The organism is Mesorhizobium sp. CA7 (genome assembly GCF_020165015.1).
In the GTDB taxonomy this organism is placed as follows: domain Bacteria; phylum Pseudomonadota; class Alphaproteobacteria; order Rhizobiales; family Rhizobiaceae; genus Mesorhizobium.
Map to the genome: position 1 here is coordinate 54,236 of NZ_JAIUHH010000010.1, position 15,064 is coordinate 69,299.

18 protein-coding genes are annotated in these 15,064 nt (G+C 63.5%); 9 read left to right on the top strand and 9 right to left on the bottom strand.

Going from position 1 to position 15,064, the window contains the following annotated elements; genetic code table 11:
- Positions 1-48: 48 nt before the first annotated feature.
- Positions 49-525: an Lrp/AsnC family transcriptional regulator gene (locus LB552_RS18370; protein ID WP_095769494.1), complete on the bottom strand. Its 477-nt coding sequence runs from the start codon at positions 523-525 to the stop codon at positions 49-51.
- 135 nt (positions 526-660) lie between these two features.
- Here LB552_RS18370 and phhA point away from each other — a divergent pair, with 135 nt between their 5' ends.
- On the top strand, positions 661-1,497 hold the full coding sequence (phhA, locus tag LB552_RS18375) for a phenylalanine 4-monooxygenase (protein ID WP_224609017.1): 837 nt from the start codon (positions 661-663) through the stop codon (positions 1,495-1,497).
- 538 nt (positions 1,498-2,035) lie between these two features.
- Here the strand turns inward: phhA and LB552_RS18380 are convergent.
- The 3 genes from LB552_RS18380 to LB552_RS18390 form a co-directional block, all read right to left on the bottom strand.
- Entirely contained in the window at positions 2,036-3,475 is a 1,440-nt protein-coding gene (locus LB552_RS18380; protein ID WP_224609020.1) for a GMC oxidoreductase, read from the bottom strand.
- Positions 3,472-3,630 (bottom strand): hypothetical protein, encoded by a 159-nt coding sequence (locus LB552_RS18385; RefSeq protein WP_176477158.1) that lies wholly within the window; start codon positions 3,628-3,630, stop codon positions 3,472-3,474. Before LB552_RS18385 ends, LB552_RS18380 begins: the two co-directional genes overlap by 4 nt.
- 174 nt (positions 3,631-3,804) lie before the next feature.
- Positions 3,805-4,566 (bottom strand): GGDEF domain-containing protein, encoded by a 762-nt coding sequence (locus tag LB552_RS18390; protein ID WP_140845369.1) that lies wholly within the window; start codon positions 4,564-4,566, stop codon positions 3,805-3,807.
- Positions 4,567-4,716: 150 nt separating this feature from the next.
- On the opposite strand from LB552_RS18390, the gene LB552_RS18395 reads away from it, so the two are divergent.
- Entirely contained in the window at positions 4,717-5,424 is a 708-nt protein-coding gene (locus LB552_RS18395; protein ID WP_224609023.1) for a pyrimidine 5'-nucleotidase, read from the top strand.
- A gap of 334 nt (positions 5,425-5,758) precedes the next feature.
- Here the strand turns inward: LB552_RS18395 and LB552_RS18400 are convergent, their stop codons facing one another.
- From LB552_RS18400 to LB552_RS18410, 3 genes are all read right to left on the bottom strand, one after another.
- Complete coding sequence (locus LB552_RS18400; protein ID WP_224609026.1) at positions 5,759-6,193, bottom strand: hypothetical protein; 435 nt, start codon at positions 6,191-6,193, stop codon at positions 5,759-5,761.
- Positions 6,193-6,645 carry a hypothetical protein gene (locus tag LB552_RS18405; protein WP_224609029.1) on the bottom strand — a complete coding sequence of 151 codons (453 nt, stop codon included), beginning with the start codon at positions 6,643-6,645 and terminating at the stop codon, positions 6,193-6,195. Before LB552_RS18405 ends, LB552_RS18400 begins: the two co-directional genes overlap by 1 nt.
- A 192-nt stretch (positions 6,646-6,837) precedes the next feature.
- On the bottom strand, positions 6,838-7,254 hold the full coding sequence (locus tag LB552_RS18410; RefSeq protein ID WP_176477154.1) for a hypothetical protein: 417 nt from the start codon (positions 7,252-7,254) through the stop codon (positions 6,838-6,840).
- A gap of 223 nt (positions 7,255-7,477) precedes the next feature.
- Here LB552_RS18410 and LB552_RS18415 point away from each other — a divergent pair, with 223 nt between their 5' ends.
- Positions 7,478-8,185 (top strand): sensor histidine kinase, encoded by a 708-nt coding sequence (locus LB552_RS18415; RefSeq protein WP_224609032.1) that lies wholly within the window; start codon positions 7,478-7,480, stop codon positions 8,183-8,185.
- Between the two features lie 291 nt (positions 8,186-8,476).
- Positions 8,477-9,100, top strand: a complete 624-nt coding sequence (locus tag LB552_RS18420) for a response regulator transcription factor (protein WP_318012051.1) — start codon at positions 8,477-8,479, stop codon at positions 9,098-9,100.
- A 29-nt stretch (positions 9,101-9,129) separates the two neighbouring features.
- On the opposite strand, the gene LB552_RS18425 is transcribed toward LB552_RS18420, so the two are convergent.
- Positions 9,130-9,969 carry an LOG family protein gene (locus LB552_RS18425; RefSeq protein ID WP_224609038.1) on the bottom strand — a complete coding sequence of 280 codons (840 nt, stop codon included), beginning with the start codon at positions 9,967-9,969 and terminating at the stop codon, positions 9,130-9,132.
- Between the two features lie 144 nt (positions 9,970-10,113).
- Between LB552_RS18425 and dapD the strand changes: the two genes are divergently transcribed.
- The 3 genes from dapD to LB552_RS18440 are packed head-to-tail and all read left to right on the top strand — an operon-like array spanning position 10,114 to position 12,138.
- Complete coding sequence (dapD, locus tag LB552_RS18430; RefSeq protein ID WP_095769483.1) at positions 10,114-10,968, top strand: 2,3,4,5-tetrahydropyridine-2,6-dicarboxylate N-succinyltransferase; 855 nt, start codon at positions 10,114-10,116, stop codon at positions 10,966-10,968.
- A 24-nt stretch (positions 10,969-10,992) separates the two neighbouring features.
- Positions 10,993-11,364: a DUF805 domain-containing protein gene (locus LB552_RS18435; protein WP_140635861.1), complete on the top strand. Its 372-nt coding sequence runs from the start codon at positions 10,993-10,995 to the stop codon at positions 11,362-11,364.
- A 6-nt stretch (positions 11,365-11,370) separates the two neighbouring features.
- Positions 11,371-12,138, top strand: a complete 768-nt coding sequence (locus LB552_RS18440) for a hypothetical protein (RefSeq protein WP_224609041.1) — start codon at positions 11,371-11,373, stop codon at positions 12,136-12,138.
- Here the strand turns inward: LB552_RS18440 and LB552_RS18445 are convergent.
- Positions 12,047-13,081, bottom strand: coding sequence for a 2-dehydropantoate 2-reductase (locus LB552_RS18445; RefSeq protein WP_224609042.1), 1,035 nt, complete (start codon positions 13,079-13,081; stop codon positions 12,047-12,049). The two genes, LB552_RS18440 and LB552_RS18445, sit on opposite strands and share 92 nt — an antisense overlap.
- A gap of 173 nt (positions 13,082-13,254) precedes the next feature.
- Here LB552_RS18445 and dapE point away from each other — a divergent pair, with 173 nt between their 5' ends.
- Positions 13,255-14,454 carry a succinyl-diaminopimelate desuccinylase gene (gene dapE, locus LB552_RS18450; protein WP_224609045.1) on the top strand — a complete coding sequence of 400 codons (1,200 nt, stop codon included), beginning with the start codon at positions 13,255-13,257 and terminating at the stop codon, positions 14,452-14,454.
- Between the two features lie 2 nt (positions 14,455-14,456).
- Positions 14,457-15,062 carry a transporter gene (locus LB552_RS18455; protein ID WP_224609270.1) on the top strand — a complete coding sequence of 202 codons (606 nt, stop codon included), beginning with the start codon at positions 14,457-14,459 and terminating at the stop codon, positions 15,060-15,062.
- Positions 15,063-15,064: the final 2 nt, after the last annotated feature.

Genomic DNA, 15,064 nt, shown 5'->3' on the forward strand with positions numbered 1-15,064 from the left:
GGCGCGGTTCAGCAGTTTCCACGCAGCTTTTCGCCAGATTTGACCGGATCAGCGCCGCAGATGGCTGAGCGGCACGTGGCCGGGTCCCTTGATGTTCTGCAGCACCAGTTGCGTATGGACATCGCGCACACCGGGCAGACGCATCAGCCGGTGCATGACGAAGGCGTTCAAGTCGTCCACCGACGGCACCAAGACATGCAGCAGAAAATCGTAGTCGCCTGTCATGGTCCAGCAGGACGAGACCTCGTCCATGCGCTGCACGGCGGCGATGAAGCTTTCGGGCGAGCCGTCGCTGTGGCTGACCAGCCGCACCTGGATGAACACCTCGACGGTCAAGCCCACGGCGCGGCGGCTGAGCACGGCGGCAAAGCCCTTGATGATACCGGCTTCCTGCAGGGCCTCGAAGCGGCGCGCGCAAGGCGTGGTCGACAGGCCGATCTCTTGCGCCAGCTCCGAGACGGGCTTGCGGCCGTCGCGCTGCAGGATGTCGAGCATCCTTATCTCGAAATCGTCGAATTGAGGCATTTTTTCTCAGGGTCGCGTTGATCTGAGTGCTTTTACCTCCAAATCCGCTGGCGTGCCATAAACAAAGCTGATTTGCCTCAGCGGTCGCTTCTAAACTCCCCTTCACGATCCGCCGATCACGATCTTGAGGAGGATATGATGACGATCAGCGTTGCCGATTATGCCGCCGAATGCGCGGCGCAGGGTCTGCGGGGCGACTATTCGGTCTGCCGCAGCGATTTCACCGTGGCGCAGGGCTACGGCTACTCCGCCGAGGAGCAGGCGGTGTGGCGCACGCTTTGCGATCGCCAGACGAAGCTGACGCGGAAGCTCGCGCACCGCTCGTATCTCGACGGCGTCGCCGCGCTCGGCCTGCTCGACAGGATTCCGGATTTCGACGAGGTGAGCGAAAAGCTCGCCAGGCTGACGGGTTGGGAGATCGTTGCGGTGCCCGGCCTCATTCCGGCCGGCCCCTTCTTCGATCATCTCGCCAATCGGCGCTTCCCGGTGACCAATTGGCTGCGGACGAAGAAGGAGCTCGACTACATCGTCGAGCCGGACATGTTCCACGATTTCTTTGGCCATGTGCCGATCCTGACCCAGCCGGTGTTCGCCGATTTCATGCAGATGTATGGCCGGAAGGCGGAAGATCTGATCGCGCTCGGCGGCGACGAGATGATCACGAGGCTCTACTGGTACAGCGCCGAATACGGCCTCATCCAGGAAGCCGGCCAGCCGTTGAAAGCTTTCGGCGCCGGGCTGATGTCGTCCTTCACCGAGCTGCAATTCGCGGTCGAGAGCAAGGACGCGCACCATGTGCCGTTTGACCTCGAGACGGTGATGCGCACCGGCTATGAGATCGACAAGTTCCAGCGCGCCTATTTCGTACTGCCGTCCTTCGATGCGCTGCGCGATGCTTTCGCCCATGGCGACCTCGCCGGCATCGTGGCGCGGTTCAAGGGCCAGCCGGCGCTCGACCCGGCGACGGTCTGAGGTCGGTTTTCGCCCAACCGACATTCAGCGCGGTTCAGCTGCCGACAGGCGGCTGGGCCGCTTTGTGCCTTTTTGCAATTAGTTCCCCAGGGATTTTGACCGCTTGGCTATGTTTGCGTTGGCAGATGCCATGCCTTGGCGGTTAGCCGAAACGCCCACCCAGTCGTCATCCACGGGCGGAGCAAGGAGCGAAGCGACGCGCGCAGACCCGAGGATCCATTCCGTGTCGCATGAGCGCTGCCGCGGTGCAGAATTCTGCTCGGCTGCACTCTTTGATCAGAGCCACGGAATGGAATCCAGGGTCTCCGCGACGCCGCTTCGCGGCTGCTCCGCCCTGGAATGACGAGGTTGGAGGCTTCCGCCAATCGCCAGCGTCACCGAAAGAAACGGTGAAAATCGTGCCCGTCGACAAACGGCAATTTTTCAAAATCCTGCGCTGATCCTCTGGCTATGCCTTGTCCGGCTCGGGCTTGATCCTGGCCAGCTGCTCTCTCTGCAGGACGTGTGCCGCCTTGATGAATGCGCAGCACGGTCGCAATCAGACGGCGATCACCTTGCCGAGATGTTCGCCGAGGCGGCAGGCGAGCGCGGTGATGGTCGTCGTCGGATTGCACTGGCCCGACGTGCAGAACACCGACGAGCCGCCGACATAGAGATTGTCCATGCCATGCACCTTGCAATTGGCGTCGACGACGCTCTTCAAGATGTCGGTGCCCATGCGGGTGCCGCCCATATGGTGGTGCCCGGCCGTTTCCTCATTGGTCGGGTAATCGCCGCCATTGCTGATCCAGTCGTCGATGCGGACGCGGCCGAGATTCTTCTGCGCCATGGTCGTGCCGAAAAGCCTGAGGCCCTCAAGCAGCGTGCGGCGCTCGAGCGGCGATTTCTTCCAGTGCAGTTCGATGCGCGGCACGCCGGCGTGGTCGACATCGGCCTTCGACAGCGCGATCTGGTTGGAGGCAAGCGGCGCCTGTTCCCAGGCGACGTAAAGCTGGGCGGCGCAGTGCAGCCTCTGGTCCAGCTGGGAAGACATCCATTCCGCCATATTGGGCGCCGTGCAGGCGAGATCGGCGATCAATTTTTTGACATTGGGATAGGGGCTCTCGATCAGGCGGATACCGAAATTCATGATCTGCAGCCGCTCCATCGCGGCAAGCGTCGGCGAGAAGAAGGCTTCTTTCGAGGCGTCGACCTCGAACTCCGAGTAATTGGCGAGGATGGCATTGCCGCCCTGGAAGGTAGGATGCTCCATCCAGTAACGGCCGAGCGCCGCCGCATTCGGCACCACGCTGCCATTCGAGCGCTCATTCGACCACAACAGCAGCCGCGAGTTCTCCAGCCCGCCGGTGCAGGTGACGAAATAGTCCGCCGCGAAGGTGCCGGCATCCTGGCCGTTCGACCAGAGCTTCGCGCCGGTGACGCGCTTGCCGTCGCCGGTGAGCTCGGTCGCGTAGGTGTTGAGCACGACGGCGATGTTCCTGCTCCTGTCGAGCTCGTCCGCATATTTCTCGCCGAAACGAACCGCGGGGCTCTTGATCAACTGCACCCAGCGGATGTCGTCCGAAACCGGGACGTCCGGACGGAACGCCGGAAGCTCGAGAATGTCATGAACTTCGCCAAGATAGGGGTCGATGTCGGCGCGGCCGATCGGCCAGCCGGTGTCCGGCGCCCGTGCCTTGGGCTCGAAGTCCTGTTTGTCGAGCACGCGGCACCAGCCGGCCCAGTGATTGGACGAGCCGCCCATGAAGCGCAGCCTGGTGATGTCGAGGTCGAAATAGAAATCGCCAACCGTCTTGCCGCGGTAGAAATCCTGCGACTCATCGCTGAATTCGCGCGAACCCGCCTCCAGCACGACCACCGGGATGCCGGCTGCGCCGAGCTTCCTGGCGATCGTCGTGCCGGCCGGGCCGGAGCCGAGAATGCAGGCCTTGGGTCTGAAGCCGGCCTGCTTGTAGGCCTCGTAGCTGTTGAAGATCATGTGAGGTCGCTTCGCCGCAGGATCCAGCCATTGATCTCGACGATCTCATCGGCATCGACCACGGGTTGCTGGCTGCGGAACAGCGACAGGGCGGGAAGCGCGATCAGCGCCTGCACGATCGCGCGGCGCGACATTTTTCTCATGAACCTGCTCATGACACGTCTCTCGACAGGCGCCTCGATCCACGCATGCCGTTCCTCAACGGCACATATGCCGCCCTGGGAGCCCAATTCCGTGCCAGACCCAGGTGAAAACGGCGTTACACCAGGAAGTTTAGCGCGGTTGAATATGGACATGGTTAGGGCATTCCTAACGCCTGCGGCGAGGCTTCATGCCGCCTCGGGCAGCTCGCGGTCGAGAATCGAACGATTGCGGCCGCGGTTCTTGGCTTCGTAAAGCCTGCGGTCGGCGGCGCGCATCAAATCCGAAATGGTCGCACTCTCGCCGCAGCAGACCCCGCCGATCGAAACCGTGAGCGGCACGGTCCGCTCGTCGACCGGGCGGAAACGGATCAGCTCGACCTCGCGGCGGATGCGTTCGGCGATATGCTTGGCTTCCGGTTCGCTGGCGCCAACCAGGAAAGCCGCGAATTCCTCGCCGCCGATGCGGCCGAGCAGATCGCCGCTGCGAATGCCGCGTTCGATGGCGCCGGCGATCAAAAGCAGCGCTTCGTCTCCGGTCAGATGACCGTAACTGTCATTGATCCTCTTGAAGTGATCGGCGTCGATGATGAGCAGCGCGCCGCGATCGCTCTTGCGCCGCGAACCGTCGAGCGCGGCGAAAAAGGTCTCGCGGTTGAGCATGCCGGTCATGTCGTCCCGGCTTGCCTTTTCCGACAGGCGCCTGTGCGCCGCCGCGAGCTGCGCGTGAGCCCGGGCAAGCTCGCGATGAGCATTCTGCAACCGATCGCTCTGCCAGAAGCTGCTGGCGCTGGCGGCCCAGGCGAGCACGAGCGGACAAACCGTCGACGCCAGCCAGACCGTGCGGCTCATCGGAAAGCCCATCGCCGGCATCACAATCAGCGTCAACAACAGCGAGGCAGCGACCGAAGCGAACGCCACGGCAGCGGCCCTCAAAATTATGCGACTCATCACTTGCTCCCAAGGGTCAGCTTGTGTGCCAGCAAGCGTTAAAGGCGACCTTTCCAGGACTTTTAAAATTTGAAGCGAGGCGCCATTTTCACATTTCGTGACGCGCATAAGTTGTGGATAAATCCAGCGTCGGCATGCCATAAGAAACCCATGACAACGACACCCGATCCCGCCCGCTTCGCCCATGTCACGGACTGGGTGTTCGACCTCGACAACACGCTCTATCCGCATCACTCGAACCTGTTCGCGCAGATCGACGTGAAGATGACCGCCTATGTCGGCGAGCTGCTGACGCTTTCGCGCGACGAAGCGCGCAAGCTGCAGAAGGAGCTCTACCTGGAATACGGCACGACGCTGAACGGGCTGATGAAGCGGCACGGCATCGATCCCGACGATTTCCTCGAGAAGGTGCACGACATCGACTATTCGCGGCTGGTGCCGGATCCGGTGCTGGGCGCAGCGATCCGCCAGCTTCCCGGGCGCAAGTTCATCTTCACCAATGGCGACCGCAGGCACGCCGAACGCACCGCGCGCCAGCTCGGCATACTGGAACATTTCGACGCCATCTTCGACATCGTCGCGGCGGGGCTGAGCCCCAAGCCGGAGCGCCAGACCTATGAGCGTTTTGCCGAATTGCACTCGGTGACCGGGCACAATGCGGTGATGTTCGAGGATCTGGCGCGCAATCTGGCCGTGCCGAAAACGCTCGGCATGACGACCGTGCTGGTGGTGCCGCGCAATTTCGAGCCGACCTTCTCGGAGATCTGGGAACGCGACCCCGCAAACGAGGACGACGTCGATTTCGTCACCGACGACCTCGCCGGTTTCCTCACCGCGATCGTCGACGTCGTAGCCTAACGATGTTTGCATAGGCATGCCTTGGCGATTGGCCGAAACGCCCATCGCGATCGTCATCCACGGGCGGAGCAAGGAGCGAAGCGACGCGCGCAGACCCGAGGATCCATTCCGTGACGCATGAGCGCTGCTGCGGCGCAGAATTCTGCTCCGCTGCACTCTTTGATCAGGGTCACGGAATGGATTCCAGGGTCTCCGCGACGCCGCTTCGCGGCTGCTCCGCCCTGGAATGACGAGGTTCGGGCGACTTCAGCCAATCGCCGGCGTTTGCGCTGATTTCGGAAATGGGCGGTGAATATCTGGCCTATCGATAGCCCTGCGACCTTGTATCGAGGACCTAATCGAAATCCGGAATCGTGCCCGGCGGCAGTCCCAGTCGGCCGTTCAGCTCCTTCAAAAACCGGCACAGGTCCGGATTGCCTGCTGCTCTCGTACCGTTGCCATTGCCGTCCGACGCATAGCCGTTGCCATGGCCATTGCCGCAATTGGCATTGCCGTTGAAGCTGCCGCCATTGAAGTTGCCGCTGAAACTTCCGGCATTGCCGTTGCCGTTGAAATTGCCGCTGTTGCCATTGCCGTTGAAGTTTCCGGTATTGCCAAGACCGTTGGCGACACCGGCCCCAATCGGAAGCTCGGCAATCCTGACAAGGGTCGAGGCGTCGGCGGCCAGGAACGCGGCAAGCAGTGTGCCGAGCGCGAGGCGGTTGCCGTCAAGCAGCCTCGCCGCCACCCGGCGCCTGCGAGGCCGGGTGGATGTGCTGAAGCCGGTCATCAGCGGTTTCCCCGGCCGTTGGAGTTGCCGTTGAAGGCGCCGACATTGCCGTTTCCGTTGAAGTTGCCGCCGTTGAAGTTGCCATTGCCGGCACCGATGTTGCTGTTGCCGTTGTATTGGCCGGTGTTGGAGTTGCCGTTGAAGGCGCCAATGTTGCCGTTGCCGCTTGTCGGCGAGGTGTTGTTGTTGCCGTTGAAAGCGCCGACATTGCCGGTGCCGCTGTTGAAGGCGCCGACATTGCCCGTACCGCTGTTCTTGTAGCCGACATTGCCGCCGAAATTGCCGAGCGGGTTCATGCCCCTGACGTTCGCGCCGATGGATTGGCCGTATTTGCCGACCGCTCCCTGGACGGCCGACATGCCGAAGGCCTGGTTGCCCGTCGCGGTGTCAGCCTTCGCCGCGGTTGCGCTCAACAACCCCAGGCATAGCGCCAGTATGACGTAGCGTTTCATCTGCGAGCTCCTTCCATGGCTTAGCTTTTGAAATTGGGATCTGTTTCAAAAAGGATTGGGCGAAAAGGACTGGGACCGCCGGCGACATGTCGCGGTAGCCTTGCGCGGGGGACGGGCGCTTGGCTCGACGGTCCCAGAGCCATCAGCGTCTTTCCAAGCTGAAGCTTGGCGACGCCGGCGGTTGGGCGGGGACTAGTGATTCCCGTTGCCGTTTCCGTTGCCGTTGCCGACACCGGCGTTGCCGTTGCCGTTGGCGCTTCCGTTTCCGATGCCCCAGTTCCCGTTGCCGTTCAGGTTGCCGTTGCCGAGGCCGAAATTGCCGTTGCCGTTGCCGTTGCCGTTGGCGGCGCCGGCATTGAGGTTGCCGTTATAGTTGCCGTTGAAGGCGCCCATATTGGCGTTGCCGTTCCCGTTGCCGTTGCCGAAGCCGAAATTGCCATTGCCGTTGAAGTTGCCGTTGAAGGCGCCGGTGTTGGCGTTGCCGTTCCCATTGCCGTTGCCGACGCCGACATTGCCGTTGCCGTTGCCGTTGCCGCTACCGACCGAAAATGCGGATGCCGAACCGGTCAGAGCCGACAGCACGGCCGCGGCCAGGATGATCTTTCTCATGACGTTCTCCTTGGTTGGTGTTGAGCTTCCCGGCCAGTTCAAGGTGACCGGGAGGACGCTCTAAGGATGCACGCGGAAATAGCGCCCACGAATTCGGGCTGATCGGCAGGTGCGGCCGGTTTTTCTGCTGACCCCCGTGTCAGGAAAAGTTGAAGCAATCAGGAAAAAACTGACAGGCATAAAGGCATATGCCGGGTGTATATTGCGCGCAGCATCAACCCTTGTGCCTCTTCTCGCGGGCGCGGCGTTGACGGTGGAGGGTGGCATCGACATCGGCAAAGGTGAAAGCTCGGGAAAGCGCCGTGGTCTGGCGCGGCATCTGGTTGCCGTGCAGGAAGAGCAGCGTCTGCGCCTGTCGCGAGAGCTGCATGACGATCTTGGCCAGCTGCTCGCCAGCGTCGCGCTCGAATTGCACATCGTTCGCGCCGGCTCGCCGGAGATGGACGCCCGCCTCGAGCGCGCCGCGATGCTTATCGACGAGCTGAGTGCCAGGGTGCATGACGCCGCCTGGAGCCTGCGACCCGCGGACCTCGATCACCAAGGCCTCAGAGCTTCGGTCGAGGACCTGGCTACCATGCTTTGCGGTCAACTTGGCATTGCATGCGAGATGGATCTTGAAGCCCTGTCGAGCCCGCCGCCTGCCGAGATCGCGCTCACTTTGTACCGCGTTGCGCAGGAAGCGCTCACCAATATCGGCAAGCATGCCGCGCCGGGCCGCGTAAGCGTCACGGCGCACATCCAGGACGATCGGATACGCCTGACGATCGAGGATGACGGCCGCGGCTTCGACGCCAGCGCCGAACCCGGTCCGGGCCATTTGGGCCTTGCCGGAATGAGGGAGCGGCTGGCACTGGTCGGTGGCAAATTGTCGGTTGAAACCGCCAGGGGCAAGGGGACAACCGTTTACGCCGATGTGCCTCTGGCCGGCTGATCGACGGTCCGGCCGACAAGACGCGAACAAGTCTGAAACGGCATCTTGGCGTCAGGTGGGGTTACGTGAAGCGCTGCACATCCCGGACATTAGCGGTGGCTTACAGTCCGGCTTCATTGGGTTAGGCGGGGGATGGCTTACCCGTTGCGGCCGTTCAGGCCGCCAGAACAGACGGGCGTCCCGCGCCAGGCGGGCCAGTTGCCTAGACCATCAAGGACAAGAGGACCCTTTCCGCGTGACAGGGCCTTTGGCAGACTGATGGAGGTTAAGGTGTGCTGCAGGCGCATATTCGTGGTCGATGACCATCCGATCATCCTGTCGGGGGTCGGCGCGATGATCGACAGCCAGGACGATCTGACGATCGTCGGACTGGCCGGAAATGCCGAGGATGCCCTTGAAGGGATCGGCAAGACGCTACCCGATGTCGCCGTGGTCGACATATCGCTTCCCGGCGTCAACGGGATCACGCTGATCGAACGGCTTGGCGAACGCTTTCCCGAGGTCAGCTGCATAGCGCTGACGGCGCATGAGGACCCAGGCTGCCTGCGCCAGGTGCTTGCGGCCGGCGGCCGCGGCTTCGTGGTCAAGCGGTCGACGGCGACGGACCTGCTGCAGGCCATCCGCTGCGTATTGGCCGGCGACAACTATGTCGATCCGGCGCTCGCCGCGCGCATATTGAGCCCGCGCGGCGCCACCCAGGGCGGTCCCGGCAATCTCAGCGAACGGGAACGGTCGGTCATCCAGCTGGTGGCGCTCGGCTACAGCAACAAGGAAATCTCGTCCCGGCTCAACCTCAGCATAAAGACGATCGAGACCTACCGCACCAGGGCAACCGAGAAGCTCGCGCTGCACTCACGGGCGGCCATCGTGCGTTTCGCGCACTCGAATGGCTGGCTGGTCGAGCTGCCGGCGTAGGCAGACCGGGCAGGTTTGTCTTCCCGCCCTTAAAGCTTGTAGAAGCGGCGGATGATCTCCCAGGCTTCTTCGGCCGTGTCGACGAAATCGATGATGTCCTGGTCGCCGGGCGAGATCGTGCCCTGCTCGGCGAGGAAATCGAGATCGATCGCCCTTTGCCAGAACGCCTTGCCGAACAGGATGACCGGGACGCGCTCCATGCGTCCCGTCTGGATGAGCGTCAGCGTCTCGAAGAACTCGTCCATCGTGCCGAAGCCGCCCGGAAACACCGCGACCGCCTTGGCGCGCATGACGAAATGCATCTTGCGGACGGCGAAATAGTGGAAGTTGAAGCACAGCTCCGGCGTGACATAGGCGTTGGGCGCCTGCTCGTGCGGCAATACGATGTTCAAGCCGATCGACGGCGCGCCGACATCGTCGGCGCCGCGGTTGCCGGCCTCCATGACGCCGGGCCCGCCGCCGGTAACGACGACATATTCACGATAATAGGAGGTGGCCGACTGCTGCGAGCACAGACGCGCGAATCTGCGCGCTTCTTCGTAATATTTGCTGTTCGCCTCGAGGTTCTTCTTCTGCGTCTCGTTCTTCGCCGCCCAGGCTTCGCCGCCGGGTTCCGGCAGGCGGGCGCCGCCGAACAGGATGACGGTCGAATGAATGCCGCGTTCGGCCAGGATCATTTCCGGCTTCAGAAGCTCGAGCTGCAGCCGCACGGCGCGCAATTCGCGACGCGTCATGAACTCGGGATCGTTCCAGGCCAGCCGGTAGGTATCGGCCCGCGTCTGCGGGGTATCCGGCACGCCTTTCGAGCGCTCCAGATCCTCGTCCGAATGCGGCAGCGGCGTCCACCCTGCCTTTTCCATGGGAGTCATCGAATCCACCCGTCCAATTCCTTCACTTGCGCCGTCCCGTGCCGCAGGCGCGATTGACCCCCATTGAGCCTTAACATAGGGTCCGCGCGACTTTTAAACAGGTTAAGGCGTGGCCCCTTAACAGCTTGGTAATGGAGCGAAATCATGTCGAAGCCCGATCTGGCGAGCCTCGAAAGAACCATCGAGAAGGCCTTCGAGGAGCGCGACACGATTTCGACCGCGACGCGCGGCGAGACGCGCGATGCCATCCAGTCGGCGCTCGACCTGCTCGACCGCGGCGTCGCCCGCGTCGCCGAACGGCAGGACGACGGCAAGTGGCACGTCAACCAGTGGCTGAAGAAGGCGGTGCTGCTCTCCTTCCGGCTGAACCCGATGGAGATCATCAAGGGCGGTCCCGGCCAGGCCGTGTGGTGGGACAAGGTGCCGTCCAAGTTCGACGGCTGGAGCGCCGTCGACTTCGAGAAGGCAGGCTTCCGCGCCGTGCCGTCCTCGATCGTGCGCCGGTCGGCCTATGTCGCGCCGGGCGCCGTGCTGATGCCGTCCTTCGTCAATGTCGGGGCCTATGTCGACACCGGCACGATGGTCGACACCTGGGCTTCGGTCGGCTCCTGCGCCCAGATCGGCAAGAACGTGCATCTTTCCGGCGGCGTCGGCATCGGCGGCGTGCTGGAGCCGATGCAGGCCGGCCCGACCATCATCGAGGACAATTGCTTTATCGGCGCGCGCTCCGAAGTGGTCGAAGGCTGCATCGTTCGCGAAGGCTCGGTGCTCGGCATGGGCGTGTTCATCGGCCAGTCGACCAAGATCGTCGACCGTGCCACCGGCGAGGTCTTTTACGGCGAGGTGCCGCCGAACTCGGTGGTCGTCGCCGGATCGCTGCCCGGAAAGCCGCTACCCAATGGCGAGCCGGGCCCGAGCCTCTACTGCGCCGTCATCGTCAAGCGCGTCGACGCCAAGACCCGGTCGAAGACCTCGATCAACGAATTGCTGCGCGATTGATCCTCCACGACGGAGCGGACGCCATTGGCTGAACGATCGCAATTCCTCTGGCTGTTCTTCAGCCTTTCGGGGCGGCTGAGCCCGGTCGCCTATGCGCTGGCCGGGATTTTGCTGGTCCTTGTCCAGTTTTTCCCGTTCTACCAGTTCGCGCGGGTGGAGCTGAACACGACCGCCAGCCAGAACTGGGCCATGATATGCTGGGGCGTGTTGCTGATCTCGGCCTGGGCCACCTTCGCGGTGACGGCGAAGCGCTTCCATGATTTCGGCAAGCCGACCTATTTTGCGCTGATCTCGCTCATCATCGGTCCCATCCTGCTCATCATCCTGGCCTGTTTCCGCAGCGATCCCGGACCGAACCGCTACGGCAGGCGCACCAACGCGCCGGGCGATAGCTGAGGTCGCATGCGCTATCGCACGCTCGACCCGGCGCGGATCATCGAGACCGCTCAAAGGCTGGAGGAGCGGGTCGCGGAGCGTTTCCCGGAAAGGGGCCTGCGCGCCGTTGCCGCCGAACTGGTGTCGCTGTCGCGAGACCTCGGCAAGGCCGCCAAGGAACTGGAAGCGCCGATCTGGTGGCTGCGCGGCGCCATCGTCGCGGCCTTCGTCGCCGGCGTGGCGATGTTCCTGTTCGTCGGCACCATCCTGCCGCTCGACCGCATTTCGGGCGCCGACGATGCCGTGCAGTCGATGCAAGGCATCGAGGCGACGATCAACACGGTCATCCTGGCAGTGCTTGGGCTGCTGGCGCTGATCCGCACCGAGGAGCGGATCAAGCGCAAGAAGGTTTTCCGGCAGCTGCACGGGCTGCGCTCGCTGATCCATGTCATCGACATGCATCAATTGACCAAGGATCCGGCGACCTTGTCGGCAGATTTCAAGCCGACCTCGCACTCGCCCGCCCGCATCACCGATGCGGCCGACCTGGCGCGCTATCTCGACTATTGCTCCGAAATGCTGTCGATCGCCGGCAAGGTCGCGGCGCTGTTCGCGCAGTCGGTCAATGACGATGTGGTCGTCAACGCCGTCAACGACATCGAGAATCTGAGCTCCAACCTGTCGCGCAAGATCTGGCAGAAGATCACGCTGATCGAGGACCGCCGCCGACCGCTTCCGGCCCGAGGCCGGGCGGACCGCGCTTTTCCGCTTCCGCCTGACGCACCAGCGTCGTGACGCGTTCGTTGACCGGCGTCGGTATGCCCGTTTGCCTGGCCAGGCGAATAATCGCGCCTTGCAATTCGTCGATCTCGGTCGGGCGGCCGTGTTTCAGGTCGTCCCACATCGACGAGCGCGCCTGAGGGTCGATCGCCAGCATGCGGCGGGCCAGAAGCCCGAACAGCCAGTCGGGCAGCCGCAGCACTTTCGGTAGCAGCGACGGCGGCAGGCCGGTGATGCGCGCAGGCGCTATGCCCGCCGCTCGCATAGCGGCGAGCGCTTCGTCGATCTGGCCGGCCAGGATGACGCGCCAGCTTCGGTCGGCCAATTGCTTCGCCAGCGGCAGGTCGGAAAGCGCGACGAGGGCATTGTTGAGGTTCATCAGCAATTTGCCCCACTGCACCGCCTTCATGTCGGCGCGCGCTTCGACGGCAAGCCCATCGACGTCGAGCAGATCGACAAGGCCGTCAACGCCGTGGTCGATCATCACCTCGCCCTGGCTGGCGCGATGTGCACGCAACGGCGCCTCGCCATCGGGCGACAGGACGACGTTGAACATCACCATGCCGGTCAGCACCCGCCGTCCAGGAAATGCGGCGCGCAGTCTGTCCGCATTGTCGACGCCGTTCTGCAGGCTGACCACCACGGCATCAGCGCGTCCGTGGGCGGCGATCAGCCCGGCCATCTCCCCGGTCGCGCCGCGCTTCACCGTCACCAGGATGACATCCGCATCGGGGAGCGCTGCCGCCGGATCGTCGGTGGCCGAAATCGCTTGCGCTTCGATGCGGCGTTCGTGGCAATCAAGATCGCTGACGCGCAGCCCGCTTTCGCGCATGGCCGCGACGACATGGCCGCGGCCGAGGAAGACGACCTTGCGTCCGGCGAGCGCCAGGCAGCCGCCGACATAGCAGCCGATGCTGCCGGCGCCGGCTATTGCGATCGTCTTCGTTTCACGGACCATGCACTCGTCCTCGCTTGGCCGCCACCTTACTATTAGGCATGTCGTTCTCCCAGAACTGCCGCACACTTGCGGGCGACATGCATTTACCGTCATGAAAACCATATTGTCGGCGGCATGAGCGGCGATCATCTGCCACCGTGACACGACAAACGCTTTCGACTATCGCTTTGCCCATGACATTGCCTACCGATCCCGCCGCGAATCTTGCCGCCCTGATCCGCTGCCCGTCCGTGACGCCCGCCGAGGGTGGCGCGCTTGCCGCGCTGCAAGATATGCTGAAGCCGCTCGGCTTTTCGGTCGAGCGTCCAATCTTCTCGGAAGACGGCACGCCGGACATCGAAAATCTCTATGCGCGGCGCTCAGGCAACGGCCCGCATCTGATGTTTGCCGGCCATACCGATGTGGTGCCGGTGGGCGACGAGGCGGCCTGGACGCATCCGCCCTTCGCCGCCGAAATCGCCAATGGCGAGATGTACGGCCGCGGCGCCGTCGACATGAAGGGCGGCATCGCCTGCTTCGTCGCCGCGGTTGCGCGCCATGTCGCGCAGAATGGCGGCCCGAAAGGCTCGGTGTCGCTGCTGATCACCGGCGATGAGGAAGGTCCGGCCATCAACGGCACCACCAAGCTGCTCGACTGGGCAGCGGCCAAGGGCGAGAAGTGGGACGCCTCGATCGTCGGCGAGCCGACCAATCCCGATGCCCTCGGCGACATGATCAAGATCGGCCGGCGCGGTTCGCTGTCGGGCAGCGTCACCGTCAACGGACGCCAGGGCCATGCCGCCTATCCGCAGCTTGCCGACAATCCGGTGCGTGGCCTGATCAGCCTTGTCGACGCGCTGCTCCATCCGGTGTTCGACAAGGGCACAAAGGATTTCCAGCCGACCAACCTCGAAGTGACGTCGATCGATGTCGGCAATGCGGCGACCAACGTCATCCCGGCGAAGGCGACGGCCATTTTCAACATCCGCTTCAACGACACCTGGGACGCCGAATCGGTCCAGTCCGAGATCCACAACCGGCTCGACCAGGCCGCCGCGCGCAAGAAATACCGGCCGGGCAAGAAGGCGCCGGTCGACTACGAGCTTGTCTGGCGCGACCGGCCGAGCCATGTCTTCCTCACCCGCGACGACAAGCTGATCGATACGCTGAGCGGTTCGGTCAAGGCGGTGGTCGGCAAGAGGCCGGCGCTCTCCACCTCCGGCGGCACGTCGGACGCGCGCTTCATCAAGGATTATTGCCCTGTGGTCGAGTTCGGGCTGGTCGGCAAGACCATGCATATGGTGGACGAGCGCGTCGCGCTTGCCGACCTCGAGACGCTGACGCAAATCTACGAACGCTTTATCGAAGACTGGTTCGGACAAGGCCTTTCGTGACCATGCTTTCGGCAGACGAAACTTATGCTTCGCTGGCCGGCGCCTGGCGCCTGATGTTCGGCAAGGCTGATGGCCTGCGCCTGCTCGACCTTTCGGCCGACGGTTTCTGGAATTCCTTCTTTGCCATCGTCGTGGCGGCGCCGGCGCTGATCGTAGGCTGGGTCGGGATAGCCAATGAGGTCGGCGACCCCGATGCCTTCGCCGGGCGCCTCGGCATGCTGATAAGGCTGGCGACCGTCGATATCGGCTCCTGGGTGCTGCCGCTGGTCGCGCTTGCGCTGGTGGCGCCCCGCGCCGGCATCGGCGGCCGCTTCGTCCACTATGTCGTCGCGTCCAACTGGGCGTCGGCGATCATCGCCTGGCTGATGCTGCCCTCGGCGCTGCTCAGGCTGCTCCTGCCTTCCGCCAGCGAGGTCAGCAGCCTGGTATCGCTGGCGCTGTTCGCCCTGTCGATGGTGCTGACCTGGCGCATGACCAATACAACCATCGGCAAAGGCGCCGCGGTGGGCACGACCGTGTTCATCGGCATGTTCGTTGCCTCGCTGCTGGTCCTGTTCGGCCTGCAGGCGCTGCTCGGCATCGACATACCGGACGGCACGACGGGTTGATC

Excerpts from the sequence above, each read along its gene's own strand:
- dapD (WP_095769483.1), top strand. The coding sequence starts at position 10,114 with ATGTCGAAGCCCGATCTGGCGAGCCTCGAAAGAACCATCGAGAAGGCC.
- LB552_RS18400 (WP_224609026.1), bottom strand. The coding sequence starts at position 6,193 with ATGACCGGCTTCAGCACATCCACCCGGCCTCGCAGGCGCCGGGTGGCG.
- LB552_RS18405 (WP_224609029.1), bottom strand. The coding sequence starts at position 6,645 with ATGAAACGCTACGTCATACTGGCGCTATGCCTGGGGTTGTTGAGCGCA.
- LB552_RS18455 (WP_224609270.1), top strand. The coding sequence starts at position 14,457 with ATGCTTTCGGCAGACGAAACTTATGCTTCGCTGGCCGGCGCCTGGCGC.
- LB552_RS18390 (WP_140845369.1), bottom strand. The coding sequence starts at position 4,566 with ATGAGTCGCATAATTTTGAGGGCCGCTGCCGTGGCGTTCGCTTCGGTC.
- LB552_RS18380 (WP_224609020.1), bottom strand. The coding sequence starts at position 3,475 with ATGATCTTCAACAGCTACGAGGCCTACAAGCAGGCCGGCTTCAGACCC.
- LB552_RS18445 (WP_224609042.1), bottom strand. The coding sequence starts at position 13,081 with ATGGTCCGTGAAACGAAGACGATCGCAATAGCCGGCGCCGGCAGCATC.
- LB552_RS18385 (WP_176477158.1), bottom strand. The coding sequence starts at position 3,630 with ATGAGCAGGTTCATGAGAAAAATGTCGCGCCGCGCGATCGTGCAGGCG.
- LB552_RS18425 (WP_224609038.1), bottom strand. The coding sequence starts at position 9,969 with ATGACTCCCATGGAAAAGGCAGGGTGGACGCCGCTGCCGCATTCGGAC.
- LB552_RS18410 (WP_176477154.1), bottom strand. The coding sequence starts at position 7,254 with ATGAGAAAGATCATCCTGGCCGCGGCCGTGCTGTCGGCTCTGACCGGT.
- dapE (WP_224609045.1), top strand. The coding sequence starts at position 13,255 with ATGACATTGCCTACCGATCCCGCCGCGAATCTTGCCGCCCTGATCCGC.
- LB552_RS18440 (WP_224609041.1), top strand. The coding sequence starts at position 11,371 with ATGCGCTATCGCACGCTCGACCCGGCGCGGATCATCGAGACCGCTCAA.
- phhA (WP_224609017.1), top strand. The coding sequence starts at position 661 with ATGATGACGATCAGCGTTGCCGATTATGCCGCCGAATGCGCGGCGCAG.
- LB552_RS18395 (WP_224609023.1), top strand. The coding sequence starts at position 4,717 with ATGACAACGACACCCGATCCCGCCCGCTTCGCCCATGTCACGGACTGG.
- LB552_RS18370 (WP_095769494.1), bottom strand. The coding sequence starts at position 525 with ATGCCTCAATTCGACGATTTCGAGATAAGGATGCTCGACATCCTGCAG.